This is a genomic window from Bacillus sp. ISL-7 (assembly GCF_018613065.1).
In genome coordinates, this window is the sequence record NZ_JAGGQW010000022.1 from 70,136 (window position 1) to 91,419 (window position 21,284).

10 protein-coding genes are annotated in these 21,284 nt (G+C 40.8%); all 10 read left to right on the plus strand.

The window, feature by feature from the left end; genetic code table 11:
- Positions 1-287: 287 nt before the first annotated feature.
- The 10 genes from J7E66_RS06885 to J7E66_RS06930 all read left to right on the plus strand — a co-directional run bounded on the left by J7E66_RS06885 (position 288) and on the right by J7E66_RS06930 (position 21,108).
- On the plus strand, positions 288-2,906 hold the full coding sequence (locus tag J7E66_RS06885) for a 5'-nucleotidase C-terminal domain-containing protein (RefSeq protein ID WP_308162477.1): 2,619 nt from the start codon (positions 288-290) through the stop codon (positions 2,904-2,906).
- A 94-nt stretch (positions 2,907-3,000) separates the two neighbouring features.
- A complete protein-coding gene (locus J7E66_RS06890) occupies positions 3,001-7,749 on the plus strand; it encodes an endonuclease (protein ID WP_214998611.1) in 4,749 nt (1,582 codons plus the stop codon).
- A 461-nt stretch (positions 7,750-8,210) separates the two neighbouring features.
- A complete protein-coding gene (locus J7E66_RS06895; RefSeq protein ID WP_214998612.1) occupies positions 8,211-8,378 on the plus strand; it encodes a hypothetical protein in 168 nt (55 codons plus the stop codon).
- Positions 8,379-8,701: 323 nt separating this feature from the next.
- Positions 8,702-11,059, plus strand: a complete 2,358-nt coding sequence (locus tag J7E66_RS06900; protein WP_214998613.1) for a bifunctional YncE family protein/alkaline phosphatase family protein — start codon at positions 8,702-8,704, stop codon at positions 11,057-11,059.
- A gap of 169 nt (positions 11,060-11,228) precedes the next feature.
- A complete protein-coding gene (locus J7E66_RS06905) occupies positions 11,229-14,351 on the plus strand; it encodes an efflux RND transporter permease subunit (RefSeq protein ID WP_214998614.1) in 3,123 nt (1,040 codons plus the stop codon).
- Between the two features lie 218 nt (positions 14,352-14,569).
- Positions 14,570-15,499 carry a phosphate ABC transporter substrate-binding protein gene (locus J7E66_RS06910; protein WP_214998615.1) on the plus strand — a complete coding sequence of 310 codons (930 nt, stop codon included), beginning with the start codon at positions 14,570-14,572 and terminating at the stop codon, positions 15,497-15,499.
- 148 nt (positions 15,500-15,647) lie between these two features.
- Positions 15,648-17,804 (plus strand): alkaline phosphatase PhoX, encoded by a 2,157-nt coding sequence (locus J7E66_RS06915; protein ID WP_251032802.1) that lies wholly within the window; start codon positions 15,648-15,650, stop codon positions 17,802-17,804.
- Between the two features lie 469 nt (positions 17,805-18,273).
- The gene (locus J7E66_RS06920) at positions 18,274-19,254 is read left to right on the plus strand and encodes an efflux RND transporter periplasmic adaptor subunit (RefSeq protein WP_214998616.1); all 981 of its coding nucleotides are present in this window, start codon (positions 18,274-18,276) and stop codon (positions 19,252-19,254) included.
- Positions 19,254-19,964: an ABC transporter ATP-binding protein gene (locus J7E66_RS06925; RefSeq protein WP_251026481.1), complete on the plus strand. Its 711-nt coding sequence runs from the start codon at positions 19,254-19,256 to the stop codon at positions 19,962-19,964. The genes J7E66_RS06920 and J7E66_RS06925 overlap by 1 nt, the downstream gene beginning before the upstream one ends.
- Positions 19,942-21,108 (plus strand): ABC transporter permease, encoded by a 1,167-nt coding sequence (locus tag J7E66_RS06930; RefSeq protein ID WP_251032803.1) that lies wholly within the window; start codon positions 19,942-19,944, stop codon positions 21,106-21,108. Before J7E66_RS06925 ends, J7E66_RS06930 begins: the two co-directional genes overlap by 23 nt.
- Positions 21,109-21,284: the final 176 nt, after the last annotated feature.

Consider the following 21,284-nt stretch of genomic DNA (forward strand, 5'->3'; position numbering starts at 1 on the left):
CCGCTTTCCACTTTAACCTGGTGAAATTTGTGGAAGAGTCTGTAATGCTAGGTATTTGCATTAGGCAGATTCAGCTACAATTCGGGTTCCTTTTTGTTAATTTTATGTAAAATTTTGTAGATTCTAGAAATATATAGAATAATGACAAATTTGAATATAAAATAATGGTAGTAAAATATTTACTAATGGAAAGTGAGGGAGAGTCAGGAGCTGTAGGAGTTTTACAGCTTAGTAGTCTGCGTGTGATTTTCAAAGATTAGTAATCTAAATTTGGAGGGAATTTATCTGTGACTAAATTAGTAAACAGGTCGAAAAAGTGGATTAGCTTAGCATTGACTGCTATTTTGCTGTTAGCGATTGTGTTACCGTCTGGTGTAAGCGCGGCTGCAGAGCCTGTATCATTGACGAAGTGGGATTTCAGTAAGGGTAATCTAGTAGTTACCTCAGGAACAGCTGCGAACTTGGACAAAACATTGTCTGTAAACGGGTTGAATAAAGCTGCAGCAAGCATCTTAAACACAAAATATAAGCCAGCAATTGATGCGAAGAAAGCTAAAGCTACTGTAGTTGGTACAGCAGCAGTTGATTTAGTAGGTGGAAATCCTGCACGTACTGGGGAAACAAACCTAGGTAACTTCGTTGCTGACGGTATGCTTGCAAAAGCAAAAACAATCAACCCTAACACTGTTATTGCCTTTCAAAATGGCGGCGGAGTTCGGAAAACTCTTCGTGCAGGAAACATTACATTAGCTGATGTATTTAAAGTATTACCATTCGGAACCACATTAGGAATCATGGACCTAAAAGGTGAAGAAATCAAAGCAGCTCTTGAGTACAGTGTGAAGGATGCACCAGCTGCATTTAGCGGGTTCTTGCAAGTTTCAGGCTTGAAATTCTCTTACGACCCTACTAAACCAGTCGGTGGAAAAGTTCAAACCATTGAAGTAAAAGGTCAAGATGGTACATACACAGCACTAGACCTTACTAAGAACTATTCTGTTGCTACAAACATCTTTACTTCTAAAGGCAGCAACGGTTACACAGTGTTTGCTAAAGCTTACGCAGAAGGCCGTGTAAGTGTGCCAGGCTTTGTGGATTGGGAAATGTTCAGAGACTATATTGAAGCGCAGCCAAACAAAACGGTTAATGCTCAAGTTGAAGGACGGATCACAATCGCAGAACCAAAATTCACTTTGAATTTAATGCACACAAATGACACCCATGCAAACCTTGATAATGTGGCGAAAAAAATGACCGCGATTAAGTCGGTCCGTGCCACAAAACCTGCAGCATTATTACTTGATGCTGGAGACGTGTTCTCTGGAACATTGTATTTTAATGAGTATAAAGGATTAGCAGATTTAGAGTTTATGGAACTAGCAGGTTATGATGCAATGACATTTGGTAACCATGAGTTCGATATGGGTACCAAAGTATTATCAAACTTTGTAAAAGAAGCAGATTTCCCGTTTGTAAGTTCAAACGTAAACTTTACAAATGATGCAAATTTACAATCCCGTTTCCATAACGATGTAACAACTGCTAGACCATTGGGCGGCGAAATTTACAACGCCATAATCAAAGTTGTAAATGGTGAAAAAATCGGTATTTTTGGTTTAACAACAGCTGAGACTCCAACTATTTCTAGTCCAGGAGCAGGTGTTACTTTCGAAGATTATATCCAAGAGGCACAAAAATCTGTTTATGCCCTAAAAGCACAAGGCGTTAACAAAATTATTGCTTTAACACACATTGGTTTTGATGACTCACCAGTATGGGACAATGACAAAGTATTAGCTGGGGCTGTTGAAGGAATCGACGTCATTGTTGGAGGTCACTCTCATACTAAGCTAGATGCTCCTTTCTTTGATACATCAGGCGTTGAGCCAACAGCTATCGTTTCAGCCAACGAATACAACAAGTACCTCGGAACATTGGATGTTACATTTGATGCGGCAGGTAAAGTAATCGTTCCTGAAACAACTGGCAAACTTCTTGACATTGCTACGTTCGCGGAAGATGCAGCTATAGCAAACATCTTAAATACAAAATATAGGCCAGCAATTGATGCGAAGAAAGCTACTATCGTTGGTACAGCAGCTGTTACATTAGAGGGTGGGAATCCTCTTGCACGTACAATAGAAACTAACCTTGGTAACTTTGTTGCTGACGGTATGCTTGCAAAAGCAAAAACAATCAATCCTAACACGTTGATTGCCCTGCAAAATGGTGGCGGAGTTCGGACAACTCTTCCTGCTGGAAACATTACATTAGCAGATGTATTTAAAGTATTACCATTCGGTAACGCTTTAGGAATCATGGACTTAAAAGGTGATGAAATTAAAGCTGCCCTTGAGTACAGTGTGAAGGATGCTCCAGTTGCATTTGGTGGATTCTTACAAGTTTCAGGGTTGAAATTCACTTATGACAGCACGAAACCAGTCGGTCAAAAAGTTCAAACAATTGAAGTGAAAAGTCAAGATGGAAGCTATACTGCTCTAGACCTTACTAAAAACTATTTTGTTGCAACCAACATTTTTACTGCTAAAGGTGGAGACGGATTCTCAATGTTTGCTAAAGCTTACGGAGAGGGACGTGTAAGTGAGCCTGGCTTTGTGGATTGGGAAATGTTTAGAGACTTTATTGAAGCACAGCCAAATAAAACGGTTACTGCAAAAGTTGAAGGACGTATTGTAAACGTAGCTCCACAAGTAGTTCCAGCAGCAACATTCAGCGGAACAGAAGCCAGCCCGAAGATATACACTGGAAATGTTATTGTTGATGTAACAGATGTTACAAAACTTGAATACGCAACAGTAAAAGGCAACCTTATCTTAAGAGGTGGCACTAATGTTGAGTTATCAACTGTAACAGTTGAAGGCGACACAATCTTTGAAGATAATTAATTAGTAAATTCCTCCAGTGATACTGCTGGAGGAATTTACAACTATTAAAAAAAGATCCAAATAATCACCGAACTCATTCAGGAGGTGCGAGGATTTGTCTAGAAAAAATAAGAAGAAATTAAATATTATACTTGTGGCAATCATGTTTATCAGTATAGTATTACCAAATTTTTCTATTAACTCTGCCACCGCAGCCACCGCAGCCACTGACCTATTTATTTCTGAATATATTGAAGGCACCAGCTTTAACAAGGCACTTGAGCTCTACAATGGGACAGGCGCTGCTGTTAAATTAAGTGAATATTCACTTGAAAATTATAGTAATGGTGCGACTACAACCACTTTTAAAATGTCTTTATCCTCAGATCCGTCTGCAACACTTGCAAGTGGATCAACATTTGTCATTTCTCGTAGTGATGCGGATGCGGCTATCGTCGCAAAGGCAAACTTATTAGATGCTGGTAAAACCATTATCAACTGGAATGGTGATGATGCGGTTGTTTTAAAACATAACGGGACCATTATTGATGTTATCGGTCAGGTAGGAATTGATCCTGGTACTGCTTGGGGAACAACTGTCAAAACATTGGACCAAACGATCGTCCGCAAAAGTTCCGTTACAGCTGGCGATAGTAACCCAAATGACGCATTTGATCCAGTAACTGAATGGGATAGCTTGGGTGTTAATGTGTTTACAAACCTTGGCAGCCACACAATGGATGGTGAGTCTACTCCAGTAGAAACAAAGGTTGCCAACGTAACAACTTCACCTGCTGCAGGTGCAGTGGCAGCTGGAACAAAAGTATCTTTAGCAACAGCGACCGCAGACGCTAAAATTCACTACACAACTGATGGCACTACACCAACAGCAGCAAGCATTGAATACACAGCACCAATAGATATTAGTGCAGACAAGACAATCAAAGCAATTGCTGTAAAAGCCAACTTAGAAAACAGTGATGTCGCAACGTTTGCTTATACAGTTCTACAAGCAAGTACCATTGCTGAAGTTAGAACAGCTGCGTTACAATCAAACGTTCAAACTAGCGGTGTAGTTACCGCTGTACTAGGCAGAGCAATTTATTTCCAAGATGCTACGGCTGGAATTGTTGCTTACACACCGACTAATAGCACAACGATTCTACCAGGCGATAAAATCACTGTATCTGGTAAATTAACGGAATTTTCTACGTTGCTTGAAATTGAAGCCAATCATGAAAATATTATTGTTACTGGGAAAGAAGCAGTTCCTGCAGCAGAAGTGTTAACCGCGGTTCAGTTACAAGAAAGCAAAGAAGCAAAACTAGTAACAGTAAAAAATGTAACATTAGGGGCATTTTCTAGTGGAAACTACACAGTAACTGATGTGGATGGAACAAGCTTCCAAGTTCGTCCACCAAGTTCAACCATGTTAACTACAGGTACAACTTATGAAGCGATTACCGGAGTTCTTAGTGCATTTAATGGTGTCTATCAATTAATTCCACGGAACGAAGGCGATATTTTACTAGATTCAAGCATCGTACAAGCTGTTATTGCTACTCCAGGTGCCGGATTGGTAAATACAGGAACATTAGTAACCTTAGCAACAGGTACAGCTGGGGCAACGATTCACTATACCCTTGATGGCAGTGAACCAACCACAACTAGCCCAGCGTTTATACAGCCAATTGTTATTAGTAAGGCAACAACGATTAAAGCTGTGGCAGTCAAAGAAGGAATGACAAATAGTGCGGTTGCGACCTTTAATTATATCATTCAAGACGGCCCAATTCATATCTATGATATCCAAGGCAAATCACACAACTCGCTATTAAACGGTAAAACAGTATCGGATGTAGAAGGTGTCGTTACTTATATTGATGGAACAAGCCGCTTCTTCATCCAAGACTTAGTGGGTGACGGCGATAATAGTACATCAGACGGGATCTTGGTATTTAAAACAGCACATGGTGTATCCATTGGTGACCTTGTGAAAGTATCAGGAAAAGTAACCGAATTCTACGGCGAAGGTTTCGCGGAGAAAACAACTACTGACTTAACGATTACAGAAATCGAAGCTGCAACGATTACTAAAATTGGAACAGCTCCAGTACCAGCACCAATCAAACTTGGTGTAGATCGCATTGCTCCAACAGAAATCATTGATAATGACCAATTTGCAGCCTTTGATCCTGAGGAAGATGCAATTGATTTCTGGGAAAGCATTGAAGGTATGTATGCACAAGTAGACGACGGGAAAGTTATTGCGCTGCAAAAAGACGGATTAGTTTGGGTTGTTCCTGGAACATATCCAACCAACGTGAATCCTGGCGGTTTACGTATTACAGCAACTGACACGAATCCCGACCGAATTGGGGTTGATGTAAGAAATGGCTCAACAGCCAATAAATCCTACCGTGCAAAAATGGGCGACTATTTTAGGGGAGCAATTAAGGGTGTTGTGAACTACGGTTACAGCAACTATAAATTGATGGCTCAAGAATCAAGTCTTCCAACGTTAACAGAAACACCAATCGTTCGTCCAGCTACAAAAATTACACCAGCAACAGACAAGGTAACAATTGGAACGTATAACGTTGAGAACTTCTCTACCGCTACTCCAGATGCAAAGGTAACAAAAATTGCCGATGCGATTGTCACAAAGATGAAAAATCCTGACATTATCGGCTTAAATGAAGTCCAAGATAACAATGGTGAAACCGATAATGGTTCGGTAGATGGTGCACAAAGTGCGCAAAAAATTATTGACAAGGTCGTCGCTCTCGGTGGACCAACCTATGTTTATACTGAGATCACACCAGTCAATAATCAAGATGGCGGGGCACCAGGCGGGAACATTCGTGTCGCCTTCCTCTACAATCAAGATCGCGTTTCTTTAACTGCAGGAGCACCAAAAGGAACTTCGACACAAGCAGTCGGCTTTGAAAATGGGAAACTGACATTAAACCCGGGACGGATTGATCCAACAAATGCCGCGTTTAATTCAAGCCGTAAACCACTGGCTGCTCAATTTGATTTCCAAGGCCAAAGTGTGATTGTGGTAGCCAACCATTTCAACTCTAAGGGTGGAGATTCGCCGCTATTCGGGAAAACTCAGCCGCCAGTATTAAGCAGTGAAGTTCAACGTCATAAGATTGCGACGATTGTTAATAACTTCGTTAAAGATGTAAAAGCAAAAGATGCAAACGCAAACGTTGTTTTACTAGGAGATTTTAATGATTTTGAATTCACGAAAACGCTAGAAATAGCAAAAGGGAATGAATTGACCAATATGGTTGACTTTGTTCCTGAAAATGAGCGTTATAATTACTCTTACCAAGGGAATGCACAAGAACTAGACCAAATCTTAGTGTCCAACAATATGGCAGCTAATACAACGGTCGATATCTTGCACATAAACTCTGGCTTCATGGAAGAGCATGGCCGTGCAAGTGACCATGACCCATTGATTATTCAAACGCAATTAAAGGCTGCGGAAGTCTTACCACCAGTGACACCACCAGAATCAACAAAGGTATACAACTTAAACGGATTCAAAACGAAGAAGTTAACGGTAAACAATGTGGGTGCTGACATTACTGTAAGTGCAAACTCTATCATTACAGAAGGTATTGTCATAAAAGGTTCTTACGCGAAGCTTTCTGGCGAAGGCTTAAAGACTACTACGGTCATTCTTAGCCCAACCGCACCAGGTGCAGTTATTGATCTTGGCGGCTTAGTGGTAAAAGAAGTAGTCATTGATAATGCGAATATCAGTCAAATTAGAGGAGTCGAGCAGGTTCAAGAATGGACAGTGAAAGACGGCGCCGATACATCTGCCATTAAATTCACAAATGCGAGCGGAGTGGTTCTTCCTTCTCCAATCGCATCACCACCAAAAGTGAATCATGCGCCGGTAGTTTCTAAAGCCTTGCCAAATGTTTCAGTTCAAGTCGGCACACCAGTTTCAGTGAATTTAAGCGGCTATTTTGCTGACCCAGATGGCGATGCTTTAACGTACACATCAACTGCTGGTAGAGTTCAAGGATCATCGTTAACAATTCAAACTCCACTAGAAGGTACTGTCAATGTGACTGTAACCGCAAATGATGGAACAAAAACAGTTAATGCAACATTTACGATAACGGTAACGGCTGTACCAGCTAATACTGTGGAAGCTTATTACCAAGCAGTCGCTGGAAAAACAGGTGCTGAACTGAAGCTTTCTTTACACAATATCATTAAAACACAAACAAAATTAACGTATGCGCAAGTAACAGAAGCGTTAAAGAAAACCGATGAAGATCCAAACAATCCAAACAACGTCATCCTGCTTTATACGAACCGTTCGCAAGCTAAAACTACGTTTGGTTCAAGTGTAAACGATTGGAATCGTGAGCATGTTTGGGCAAAATCTCATGGTGATTTTGGAACAAGCGTTGGACCTGGAACGGATATCCACCATTTACGACCAACTGACGCATCTGTAAATAGTACACGCGGACATTTGGATTTTGATAACGGTGGTAACCCTCAAGGTGAATGTGCCGAATGTTTTTATGATAGTGATTCATTTGAGCCGCCTAATCGCGTAAAGGGTGATATTGCTAGAATGCTTATGTACATGGATGTCCGCTACGAAGGTGACGGAGGTGAGCTTAACCTTGAGTTAGCTGACAAAGTGAATACGTACCCAACAGCATTCCATGGCAAGAAATCCGTTCTTCTGCAATGGAGCAAAATGGATCCGCCGGATGCGTTTGAAAAGCATCGAAATGATGTCATTGAATCGATTCAAGGCAACCGCAATCCATTCATCGATCACCCAGAATGGGCAGAATCTATCTGGCCAGCAAGCTAATGAATAAACAAGAAAAAGCATCTGCAATTGCAGATGCTTTTTCTTGTTTATTCGAATAAAGAGTTTAAGGACAATGAAGAGTGCAATAGGTAGTCAAAATAACTAATCTAATGAACATCTCTAACATTTTCACAACTCCTTCTGTGGAATTGATTATTACTATTGATATCATATCGATTGTTTATTAAGTCTGTATTTATAAAATGTAAATTTATTGTCAATTTTGTAAAAGCAGTGAAATAGGTTAACGCTGGTGTATGTCATTATAGGAACAATGGATGGAATGAAATAAAGAAAGGGCGAAATGGACTAATTTAGCTTAATATTTCGCTAAAATATTATGAAAATTGTAAATAATCTGTTAATGAATGTAAAGAATGAGTGATTCTTCTTCTTTTTCTCACAGATTTTTATATCATGAGATTGTACTAAAATTTGAAACAATCAAGGAGGAAGAAAAAATGAAGGATCTAAAAAATTGGATGTTAGTGTTAATGGCGTCTTTCATGTTGGTAGGAGTTGCCTCAGGTTGTAGTAATACAAAGACAGATGCGGATACAGAACAAAATCAAGATTCAGGCGATACTGGTTCCCCAGACAGCGGAACTGATCAAGAGTCAGGAAAATAAGGGAAATAATAAAAAAGTAACCAATCAGAATTTACAATAAATCATGCTCTAACTGGGAAACTCGTATGTAAAAACGAAATTTCTACTGGATTAAAAAGAGCAGCTAACAGGGTGACCTAAACTTTTAGGCACCTTGTTTTTTTACTTATTTTTTCTGGTCATATAGACAGATGTCAACTGAGTTAAAACTACTAAGCGAGAAAAACAATCCTAAAATTTTCCTATTTTTCTTTATATTTCTTTAACTCTGCTTAACTTCTAATTAATAAAGCGGGAGTAGGATGGAGCATGTAAGGATTACATATTAATAAGGAGATGTTTTTATGAAACGCAAAAAGATACTGGCAGCATCGCTGGCTACTTTGCTTCTTGGTTCAACGTCAGCCTATGCAGGTTACACACAATTTGTTGGACCTAAGGCAGATGGAACGGCAGTTACCTCTCATGGGTGGCCCGTTACTCCTTCTGGTCAACAAGTGACGCTTGGTGATTTCCCAATGGGTGGTGTATTAAGCCCGGATCACCGTTATCTTATTGTTTCCAACGATGGACAAGGGGAACAATCTCTTCAAGTGGTTGATGTTAGCACCCAGAAGGTCGTACAGACTATTCCATACAAATCGCCTGAATCCCTCTATTTTGGGGTCGCATTTAGCAGCGATGGAAAAACCGTCTATGCCTCAGCAGGAGGGAATAACAAGATCCGTGTCTATGGATTTGAAAATGGAACGTTAACTGAACAATCTCCAATTATCCTTAAAGATAGCAGCAAAACAAACTTTTATCCTGCTGGAATTTCCGTTTCAAGGGATGGAAAGTCGCTCTTTGTTGCGAATAATTTAAATCATTCCGTTTCAAAAATTGACCTTACCACAAATCAAATTGTAAAAACAACCGCTGTTGGGAAACATCCGTATGCAGCTGTAATGAGCAATGATGGGAAATCCCTTTATGTCAGCAACTGGGGTGAAAGTAGCATCAGTGTGGTCGATCCAAATACGCTGACGATCAAAAGCACCATTCCAGTAGGGCTGCATCCGAATGCGATTATTGAAAATGCGGTGAACGGCATGATCTATGTATCCAATTCCGACAGCGATTCCGTTTCAATCATCGACACGAAACAACAAAAAGAAATCAAAACCATTTCGCTTAGCCCATATAAAAATGCTCCTGCGGGAAGCCAGCCTAATGCTCTAACAATAAGCGAGGATGGCAAAACTTTATACGTTACCAACGGTGGAAATAACGACGTAGCAGTCATTGATCTGCAAAAAGGAGAAGTGAAGGGGTTAATTCCAACTGCCTGGTATCCAAGTGGTATCTATTTACATGATGACAAATTGATGGTTCTGAATGCCAAGGGTCTTGGTGCTGGTTCCAACCGGGAAGGACAGTACATCGGGAATATGATGAAAGGAACCATGTCCTTTATCGATGTTCCAGATGATAAGCAACTGAAGAAATATACGAAACAAGTGGAAAAGAATAATCAAGAAATGAAACCAACAGGATTCAGTGCAAGCGAAAAATTCCCAATCCCGCGCTTTGAAGGACAAGAATCACCAATTAAACATGTCATTTATGTTATCAAGGAAAATCGTACGTATGACCAAGTATTTGGTGATATGGAAAAAGGAAATGGCGACCCGAGCTTAACCATCTTTGGTAAAGATATTACCCCAAATATTCATAAGCTGGCCGATCAATTCGTTTTATTAGACAATTTTTATGCGAATGCTGAAATCAGTGCTCAGGGACATAACTGGTCTACAGCTGCACAGTCCAACGACTATGTAGAGAAAAACTGGCTTGCAAACTATTCGGGACGTAACCGCGGTTATGACTTTGAAGGGGGCAATGAAGCGGCCTATCCGAAAGCCGGATTCTTATGGACGAATGCAAGTCGCTCGGGTGTATCATTCAGAAACTATGGTGAATTCGTCAATTATGACAAAAATACGGGGAAATATGTAGCAGCTGAAGCTAGCATGGGCAATAATTTTGACCCTGACTACCCTTCCTATAATCTTAAAATTTCGGATCTTACCCGCTTGGATGCGTGGTCAGAAGAATTTAAGCAATACGAAGATAACGGCAATCTTCCGCAGCTGCAAATCGTTCGCCTGCCTAACGACCATACGCTCGGAACAAAACCAGGAGAATTAACCCCACAAGCCATGGTGGCACAAAACGATTATGCACTTGGTAAGCTGGTCGATATGGTTAGTAAATCTTCTTATTGGAAGGATACTGCTATTTTTGTTACCGAAGATGATGCACAGAATGGTTGGGATTCCGTGGACGCTCACCGGACTACATCCCTTGTTATCAGCCCTTATACACAAACTGGCAGCGTAGACAGCACATTATATGATACAACGTCCATGCTTCGTACGATGGAAATGATTTTGGGCATGAAACCAATGACACAGTTTGATGCTTCAGCGGTGCCGATGGTCAATTCGTTCACCCAAAAACCTAACTTTTCTCCATTTAAGGTAGAAGAACCAACCTATCCACTTGACCGGAAGAATGGAGAAACGGCACCGATGGCTCAAGAATCTAAAAAACTAGATTTCTCAGGAGTTGACCATGCCGATTCAGAAAAATTGAACAAGATTCTCTGGAAAGCTACAAAAGGTGATAAACCTTATCCAGGCGAAAAAAAGAATAATTAAATAATGGAAAGAGGGTGACCCCAAAGCAGGGTGTCAGGCACCATTCGTAAAATGCTGTATATTCGGAAGAGTTCTATACAGTATTCTGTCAGTGAGACCAGACACCATGGGTCACCCTTTTATTTTTGCAATTATAAAAATTACTATTTTAAAAGGATGGTTTTAAAAAATGATTCGATTTATTGAAGGATCGATGAAACAGTCCGTTTTGATCCTGACATGTGTTGTCCTAATTGTTGCCTGGGGTGCCTTGTCTGCCGTGCAGATGCAGCGGGATTACTTACCTCCAATCAACAACTCTGCCCTAATGGTAACGATTCAAGCTGATCAATATCAATCTGATCAGGTCAAACAACTCCTTACCGCAAAGGTTGAGGAAGCAGTCGGATCTGTTGATAAGCTTGATTATCTGGAAACAAACTCATTTGATGGCGGTTTAATGGCGAGCCTCTATTTTCCAGGCCACACCGATATGGAAAAGGCGGAAACTGAAGTGAGGGCGGCCGTTGATAAAATTAATTTGCCGGACGGTGTGAAAACGCCATTGATTACACGGGTCAGTACGAACTCTTTTCCTGTCATGCGAGTAAGCTTAACAAGTAATGCCGGAAAAATTGATGAAAATCAATTACGAACATCTATTCAAGATAAAGTGGCAAATGAAATTAAGAGTGTTCCGGGAGTCAGAGAAGTCCGTGTCACCGGGGCAGGGAATTCCGGATACTTGTTGACGTTGAAAGCAGATGCCCTCCAAAAATATGGGTTAACCATAAAAGGCATTCAAAAGGCTCTAGCTGCCATTCATCCAGTATTGCCGCAAGGAACCATCAAAGAAAAAGGCGGACCGGATGGACAAATATCCATGCCGATTCGTGTGACCGATTGGACTCTTAATAGTGCAGACTTAAAAAGTGTAAAGATTCCTGTTAGCGGCGGGAAAACAGTAAGTTTACAGGAAGTAGCAGACATTGAGAGCAGTATTGTTGACCTACAGACGATTTCTAGAACAGCAGGGCAGCCGAGTGTTCTACTCGATGTTTTAAAAACACCTTCTTCAAACATTACCGATGTGACTGAAAGGATCAATGAAAGGATTATAGAAATACCAGAAATCAAGTCAGGAACAGTCGATCTTTCTATTCTTTTGGACCAGGGGAAGGACATAAACGCTGCTTTAAAGGGTCTGATCAAAGAGGGGTTATTGGGGATTTTGTTCTCGATCATCTGTGTATTTTTATTTTTCAGGAATGTCCGTTCCACATTTATTATTGCCTTATCCTTGCCAATCTGCCTTCTTGGTACAACAGCGATCTTAAAAGCAATGGATGTCAGTTTGAATATCTTAACGATTTCTGGATTAATTGTAGCGATGGGCCGGGTGGTGGATGATTCGATCGTCGTCATCGATAATATGTACAGAAAACAAATGGAAAAATACAACGGACATATCACAGTTCGCGATTTGGCTGGCGGGGTAGTGGAAATGATTCCAGCGATTGTTGCCTCCACTGCAACCACCGTTGCTGTGTTTCTACCAATAAGTATTATCGGAGGGATGATTAGTTCGGCTTTTTCAGGATTTGCCTGGTCGGTTGTCATCGCCCTTGTGACATCTCTTGCCGTTTCTATTATTGTCGTACCAGCCTTGGCTCACTTATTATGGAAAAAATGGCCAATGAATAAGTCAGTTGAAATGGAGACAAGGGCGCAAAACCTACTTCATTGGGCATTTCTGAAGAAAAAAGTGATAGTGGGACTTGCTGTGGTGCTTTTTGCCATCACGATAGCAGAAGCCGTGTTCCTGCCGGTTAACTTTTTTCCAAGAGGAAATTCAAAGGATGTAGCCATCCAGGTCGAGCTTCCTGAAGGAGTGCAACTTTCTGATGTGGATGCGGAAGTAAAAAATATCGAAACCATCTTAAAAAATGATCCTGAAGTAGAAACATACACTTCCACTCTTGGTTTGACATTTACACCGATGTTTGATGATGTCTTTGATGAAGGCGGCGGTTGGATGCAAAAGCAGAATATCGCCAATATTTCAATTGGGATCAAAGATAAAAGTGACATCGATTCATTTGTAAAAAAAATGCGTCAGCAGTTTGGCAGATTATCAACATCTGCTGTCTATACCGTTTCTAATCAAAATATTTCCGGAGATGATTCTCGCTTAAAGGTGATTTTAACCGGGGCTGACCAACAAAATCTTGCCAAAGCTAGCATTATGGTAAGAAGTAAGCTGCAAATGATCCCAGGTTTAAGTATTGAAGGAGCGGCAAATGATGCCGATGCAGCAATGAAACATTATCTTTCACTTAATCAGGAAGCAATTCAACGCTTAGGTATAAATGTCGATGAAGTTCTTAATCGGTTCGATCGCTACCTACCTAAAGACGTAAGGATGGATGTCCCATCTGGTGACCTGAATACCCCAATTTCCCTTCGGTTAGACAATCGGGAAAGTCTAGTTAAAGCAGGTGACCCGGATCCTGAAAAAACGATTCTATCTAAAATTGGCCATGAAATGTTTACTGCCAAGGACGGTTCAAAGGTGTCATTAGCGGAGATTACGACCTTGGAGACCAGTACCCAAACGGTAATCAGTGAGCAGGATGGTCGTCCATTTGCTGCCGTGACGGGCAATATTATTACACGCGACATTGGAAAGGTTACAAAACAAGTTAATGAAACAATGAAAGGTTTGGACCTGCCTTCAGGCATTGACTATTCGCTTGGAGGGATCTCTCAGCAAGTCAAGCAAATGGTGATTGAAATGAGCCTTGCTCTTGCTCTGTCTCTTTTGCTAGTCCTGATGATTGTGAGTAGTGTTTTTCGTGGCTGGTATGCACCGGTTTCAGTCATCCTATGCATTCCACTGGCGTTAATCGGATCGGTATGGAGTATGGCAGTCTTCGGAAAGGAGTGGAATCTCGCCGCATTGATTGGAATATTGATGCTCACAGGCATTGTCGTCACCAATGGAATTGTGCTTGTCGATAAAATTGAACGTAACCTTTCTGATGGGATGGACGCCAAGCAGGCAATTTTGTTAGGAACCTCTTCAAGGGTTCGACCTGTGTTAATGACTGCGGGAACTAGCATCTTAACCTTGCTTCCCTTAGCTTTCTCAGGTAACGGGAATACGATTATTTCAAAAACGCTTGGGGTTGTCGTCGTGGGCGGCATGATTAGCTCGACACTGATTAGCCTCGTGGTAATCCCGATTATGTACGATTGGCTGAGTGGAAAAGTCAGAAAAATAAAGACTAAGCAGCACCCGTTATCAGCTTAAAATACTAGAAAGCAAATATCACCTGCCTAGAAGGCCGGTGATATTTTTATTAAATGGAGATAGGTAGATTTTAAGACAGGAAATGACACAAACTATTTTAAATTTACAAAATACATCATATCTTTACAAAACTATACAACCCATTAATACTCAGTTAACAAAAAAGGATTAATCTAAAACACGTAAACAACAACAAAAATTTAGGGGGATTTAAAGATATGAAAAGTTTGAAAAAATTAAGCCTGCTTACATTGCTAGCTGCGTTAATGGTTTTCATGGCTGCATGTGGAGGCGCAACTTCTACAGAAAAGACAGAAGGAACTGCGAAGAAAGAAACGGCAAAGACTGAAGAAACGAAAGAACTTTCTGGCTCATTAAGTATTTCCGGCTCCTCGGCAATGCAGCCTTTAGTGGCAGCGGCAGCCGAAGAATTTATGGCTAATAATCCTAAAGTTGATATTCAAGTAAATGCTGGTGGATCTGGTACAGGCTTATCACAAGTTGCTGAAGGATCCGTTCAAATTGGTAACTCCGACGTTTTTGCTGAAGAAAAAGAAGGTATCCCAGCTGATCAACTTGTTGACCACAAAGTAGCTGTAGTAGGTATGACTGCTGCTGTTAACCCTAAAGTAGGGATTAAAGATATTAAAAAAGCTGATTTAATTAAAGTTTTCACTGGAAAAATCACAAACTGGAAAGAACTTGGCGGAGCAGATCAAAAGATTGTTCTTGTCAACCGTCCTGACTCTTCAGGTACACGTGCAGTATTCAATAAATTTGCCCTTGATGGTGCAACACCTGCTGAAGGAATTACCGAAGATTCTTCAAACACAGTTAAAAAGATTATTAACGAAACAGACGGTGCCATTGGTTACCTAGCATTCTCATACTTTACTGACGAATCTGTAACACCTCTTGCCATCGATGGTGTAGAACCGACTGGAGAAAATGTGCAATCTGGTAAATTTCCTGTATGGGCATACGAACACTCTTATACTAAGGGTGAGGCTGCAGATCTTGCTAAAGCATTCCTTGATTACATGATGTCAGATGATATTCAAAATACTTTATTACAAGAGCAAGGATACCTTCCTGTAACAGAAATGAAAGTTGAACGTGACGCAAAAGGTAATCAAAAAAATCTTTAAGATCTTTCTATAATGGACAAGATTGATATAAAAGTAGATAGGTTTGTAACCATTCCTTTCTACTTTTATTTTTTTAGGAACCTTAAAAATTAGCTCAGTCATTAAATGTTTAGTAGATGATAGAAAACTTTCATATAGGAGGATCCCAATGAATAAGAATAGCATGGTAACAAAAGGTGCTGCTGTCGCTCTAACAATTGCGTTAACCATTCCTGCCGTCACACCAGCATTTGCAGCAGGTAATAGCCAAATCAAGGTTGACTCTGTTAAATTTAATGGAATGCCTGCCCCAACTACTATCGATCAAATGGTAGATACGTATACAAGCGCCTCCGTTGATGTAAAATACAGCAATGGAAAAGTAAAAACGTTCCCTCTATCATATAAAAGACTTTTTAAATCAGAAGATAAAATCGCAGTTAATAAAGGTGAATTGATTCCTGCCGGTACACCGATTGATTATTATGGGGATCCAATCATGGATACTAGTGTTCCTGGAAAACCAACCCCATTTGTTTCGGATGCACCTGATTCCAACAGCTTATTAAATCCGATTAACGGAAAGCTTTACATGGTTACACATTATGAATATCAAACATTAGATGCAGCTGGTAATTCTGCTTATGGAATTGTTCCTGCTTCCATGTCCTTAACCACTTTAGACCAAAATAAGAAGACTGGTGAATTGAAAGCTAAAGAGGTTAAGAAAATTGATTTTTCAGAGGTTAACGGACTTTGGATTCCTTGTAATGGATCGCTTTCACCATGGAATACACATTTAGGATCGGAAGAGTATGAGCCAGACGCGCGCAAATACGAATTTGACGTGAAGTCATCGGCAAGAACTTCCGTTGAAAGCTTTTCACAGCTTTATTTCGGGGATAAATTAAAAGCAAATCCATATTTCTATGGCTACGTTCCAGAAATCCAAGTAAAGAAAAACGGTAAAGTAAAAGTAGAAAAACATTACAGTCTTGGCCGCTTCTCTCATGAATTAATGAAAATGATGCCTGACAATCGTACAGCTTACTTTGGTGATGACGGTGCAAATACTGGTATGTTCATGTATGTAGCCGATAAGGCGAAAGATTTATCAGCTGGTACATTATACGCTGCTAAATTCGTCCAAACTGGGACTGAAAATGGCGGTTCAGGAAATTTAGAATGGGTTAAGCTAGGACATGCCAATGATAAGGAAATACAAGCGATCATTGACAACGATATTAAATTCAGTGACATCTTTGAAACGTCTGATACAGCGCAACCAGGTTTTAAAGCGATTAAACAATATTCCTATGGTCAAACAGAATATGTAAAACTAAAGCCTGGTATGGAAAAAGCGGCAGCATTTCTTGAATCACGCCGTTATGCAGCTTACATTGGTGCCACTACTGAATTCAACAAAATGGAAGGTGTCACATATAACGCCAAAGATAACAAGGTGTATATCGCTATTTCCGACCAAAGCGGCAGCATGGAAAAAGACAGCACAGGAAAAGATCCTGCTGATGATATGCAATTACCTAAAATTAAGTCCGGCGCAACCTATCAATTAGATTTAATGAGTGGTCAAAAAGATAACAGCGACCGCAGCATTCTTAGTAAGTATGTGGCTACAAAGATGTCAGGTTTACTTGCAGGTGAAGACCTTGCAACGGCTGATGCTTTCGGTAATACAGCGAATGTAGATAAAGTAGCAAGTCCTGATAACTTAAGCTACTCTGAAGAAATGAAAACCTTATTTATTGGCGAAGATAGCAGTAAGCATACGAATAACTATGTATGGGCTTATAATGTCGATACGAAAGAGTTAACACGTATTTTATCGAACCCAGCAGGAGCGGAATCCACTGGATTGTTCGCTGCCGATGATCGTAATGGTTTCTCTTATATTATGAGTAATTTCCAACATCCAGGCGATGAATTAGACGGAAAAGCTATTACTGCTGTTAATAAAGAAGAGTTAAAGAAAGCAATGGAAAAAGGAATCGGTATTGATAAGACAGGCGGCGTTGGCTATATCTCTGGCCTTCCATCCTTTACAAAAATGCCAGATTTCACAGCTCCTGCTAAACCTTCAGTAAATAAAGTAACCTCTAAGTCTACTATTGTTACAGGAAAAGCTGAAATTGGCTCGACTATCTATGTTTATAACGGAAAAACATATGTAAGCAACGCAGTTGTAGATGCAAAGGGAAATTACAAAGTCAAAATTAAAGCTCAGAAAAAACGTACTACCTTGACAATTTTTTCTAAAGATAAGTCTGGTAATAAAAGCAATTCTGTCTCCATCAAAGTAAATTAGGAACAATTACTCAAACAAACACTTGTTGCCTTATCTAGATTGGCCTAAGAATAATCAACATGAAAAAGCCTTAATTCCATTAATTACAAGGAATTAAGGTTTTTTCAATTTTAAATATTGTGCATCTCTTAGCTGGGTGTCAGGCACCATGTGAAATTTTCACATGGTGCCTGACACCCTAATTAAATAAGGCAAAACTCTATACTTAGATAACTGTCTAGCGCAAACGGCCCAACGGCTAGTAGACTTCGCTCTCCTCCCTTCGATAAGTCAACATCGGTTCGCTATGCTCACCGTGTTTCCTTTATCTTAGTCGGAGCGCTCCAGTCTTACGCCGTTAAACGGACCGCTTGCGCTTTTCTTTGTTAAGGATAAGTTAAGGAACCGACAAGATAATAGGCTCATCAAATAAAAACTTCCCTGGTGTCGGAGGGTGTAATGCAGCAGGGAGCAAAAGGAGTATATAGGAATGAAAAAGTTGATTTGGATTCTCGTAAGCGTTTTGGTGATTGGCTTTGTCGGGTTTCAATACTATAAATCGAAAACAGTCAGCACGGAGACAACGGCTCAAACTCGAACAGCCGTTGTTCAACAAGGCAAACTCGAAGTGAAGATTAGTGGATCTGGCACCGTTGCACCAGTGACTAGTGAAGATATTAAATCGACGGTCGATAATGATGAAATTGATGAAGTGTTAGTTTCTGCAGGGGACACCGTAAGTGAGGGAGATGAGTTAATCACCTTCACAGATGATAGTGACCCGATTACGGCCCCAGCCGATGGTAAGATTACAACCATTTCTGTTACAGATGGTGAACGGGTTACCAATGGACAGGTTATCGCTCATCTCACCGATTACGAGAATTTACAAACTGTGGTTCAAGTGGATGAACTAGACATTACTAAGATTAAAAAGAAACAAACCGTTAGCATAACCGTGAGTGCCTATCCTGACACCACTTTTACTGGAAAGGTAACAGATATTGCCGCAGAAGGAACCTCTGCAAACGGAACATCCACTTTTGATGTCACCATTCATATCGATCAACCTAAAAACTTAAAGGTGGGGATGAGTACAGAAGCTAGTATCCTCACCGAGAGTAAGGAAAATGCTCTCTACGTTCCAGTTGATGGGGTGTATACAAACAATAATGAGAAGTATGTTGTTGTGACTTCCGCTTCTACCGAGGCTAGTTCTGCAAGCAGTACTAGCCAGCAAAGGACCGTGAAAACGGGCATTTCGACTGATGATTATGTAGAACTTACAGAGGGGGTAACGGCAGGCGAAAGGATTCAATTACCTGCTCTTGCAACTAGTAGTTCTTCTAACAATCAAAGGGGTAGGATGCAAGGCGGCATGGGCGGAATGGGAGCAATGACTGGCGGTGGAATGCCTCCAAGCGGTGGTGGACAGGGACAAACTAGCTCGAGCGGAAAGGGTGGCAATTAATGAGGACTCCAATTATTGAGATAAAAAATATGATGAAGTCCTATAAACTTGGCGGTGAAACGGTCCATGCCCTCAATGATGTGTCATTAGAAATTCAAAAGGGCGAGTTTCTAGCGATTATTGGCCCATCGGGATCGGGAAAATCGACATTAATGAATATGCTAGGCTGCCTTGACCGCCCCAATAAGGGTACCTATCACCTAGATGGCAAAGATATTGGAAAAATGGATGATAACAGCTTGGCGACGATTCGTAATGGTAAGATTGGATTTATTTTTCAAAACTTTAACTTATTAAGTAAGCTCACAGCACTCGAAAATGTAGAATTGCCATTGTTATATGCCGGTGTATCGACAAGAGAAAGGCGCGAGCGCGCTTTAGACGGATTGGACAAGGTGGGCTTGAAGGATCGTGCCGGACATCTTCCAACTCAACTTTCCGGAGGCCAGCAGCAAAGGGTTGCGATTGCGAGAGCGCTTGTTGGGCAGCCGGCGATTCTCCTCGCCGATGAACCAACAGGAGCACTGGATAGTAAAACGAGCAAGGAGATTCTTTTTTTAATGAAGGAATTGAATGAATTAGGACATACGATTATTTTAATCACACATGATCTAGAGATTGCGAAACAAGCAAGAAGAATGGTTAGTATTCAAGACGGCCAGCTCTTTGAGAATGGGGGTGTACTACTTGGGAATCATGCAATCTATTAAGATGGCCCTTCGGAGTATTCAAAGCAATAAACTCCGGGCTGTTTTGACGATGCTCGGCATTATTATTGGGGTTTCGTCTGTCATTGTGCTGGTGTCGATTGCGCAAGGGTCAGCGAAAAACGTCACAAGTCAAATCAATCAATTGGGAACGAACCTTTTGACCGTTAATACCTATAGTACCGATATTGAATTAACCGAGGATAAAATTAATGAGTTAAGTGATATTGATGGAGTCAAAGCTGTTGCACCGGTTGTTTCGGGGCGTGTTTATGTGAAGAAGGAGCGGACCTCCTCACAGATCACCTTAACAGGAACAAACGCCGCTTATTCAACGGTACGTGATGCGAAGGTTAGTCAAGGTCGCTTTATTACCGATCTGGACGTAGAATACCGCCAAAAAATTGTTGTTCTTGGCTCGGATACCGCTGCGACGTTTTTTGGCACAGAGAATCCAATCGGCCAATATATTCAGGTGTCAGGCACCTCGTTCAAAGTTGTAGGGGTATTAGCTTCGAAAGGGAGTTCACTCGGGCAGAGCGGGGATAATGTGGTCATCGTCCCATTGAGCACGGGTCAGCGTTTAGTTGGCAGTACAACAATAAGCACGGTTTATTTGCAAGGTAAAAGCGAGGATCAAATGGATTTCGTCATGAATGAGGTTAAATTGTCGCTTGCCAGTATGTATCCCGGCAAAAGTGACTATTATGGCGTAACGAATCAGCAGGATGTGATGGACACGATGAGTTCGGTATCCGACACGATGACGATGATGCTTGGAGGAATTGCAAGTATATCCTTGCTTGTCGGTGGGATCGGCATCATGAATATTATGCTTGTGTCCGTGTCAGAACGGACGAAGGAAATTGGAATCAGAAAAGCGATTGGCGCGAAAAGACGTGATGTGCTCCTGCAATTCTTAATTGAGGCGGTCGTCTTAAGCTCAATGGGTGGATTGATAGGAATTTTATTCGGATTAGGATTAGGAAAGGTTGTCTCATCACTGATGAGTTTAAGCATCGCTTACTCCCCAACCGTGATTCTATCATCGTTCTTATTCTCGCTTGTGGTCGGGGTCGTCTTCGGCGTATTCCCTGCCAACAAGGCATCCAAACTAAATCCGATTCAAGCACTTCGCTACCAATAAGGACGATAAGGATTTCATCTCTCATTGGCGATGGCGAAATTTTGATCCGCTAATAAAACTAGTAAATTCGCAAATAAAACCGACTTATCTCTTTTAGTAAATAAATCCAGTTAATCCGCAAATAAAAGCTAATTTTTCGCAAATAAACTTGTTTTTAGTAGTTCAAAGCGGCAATT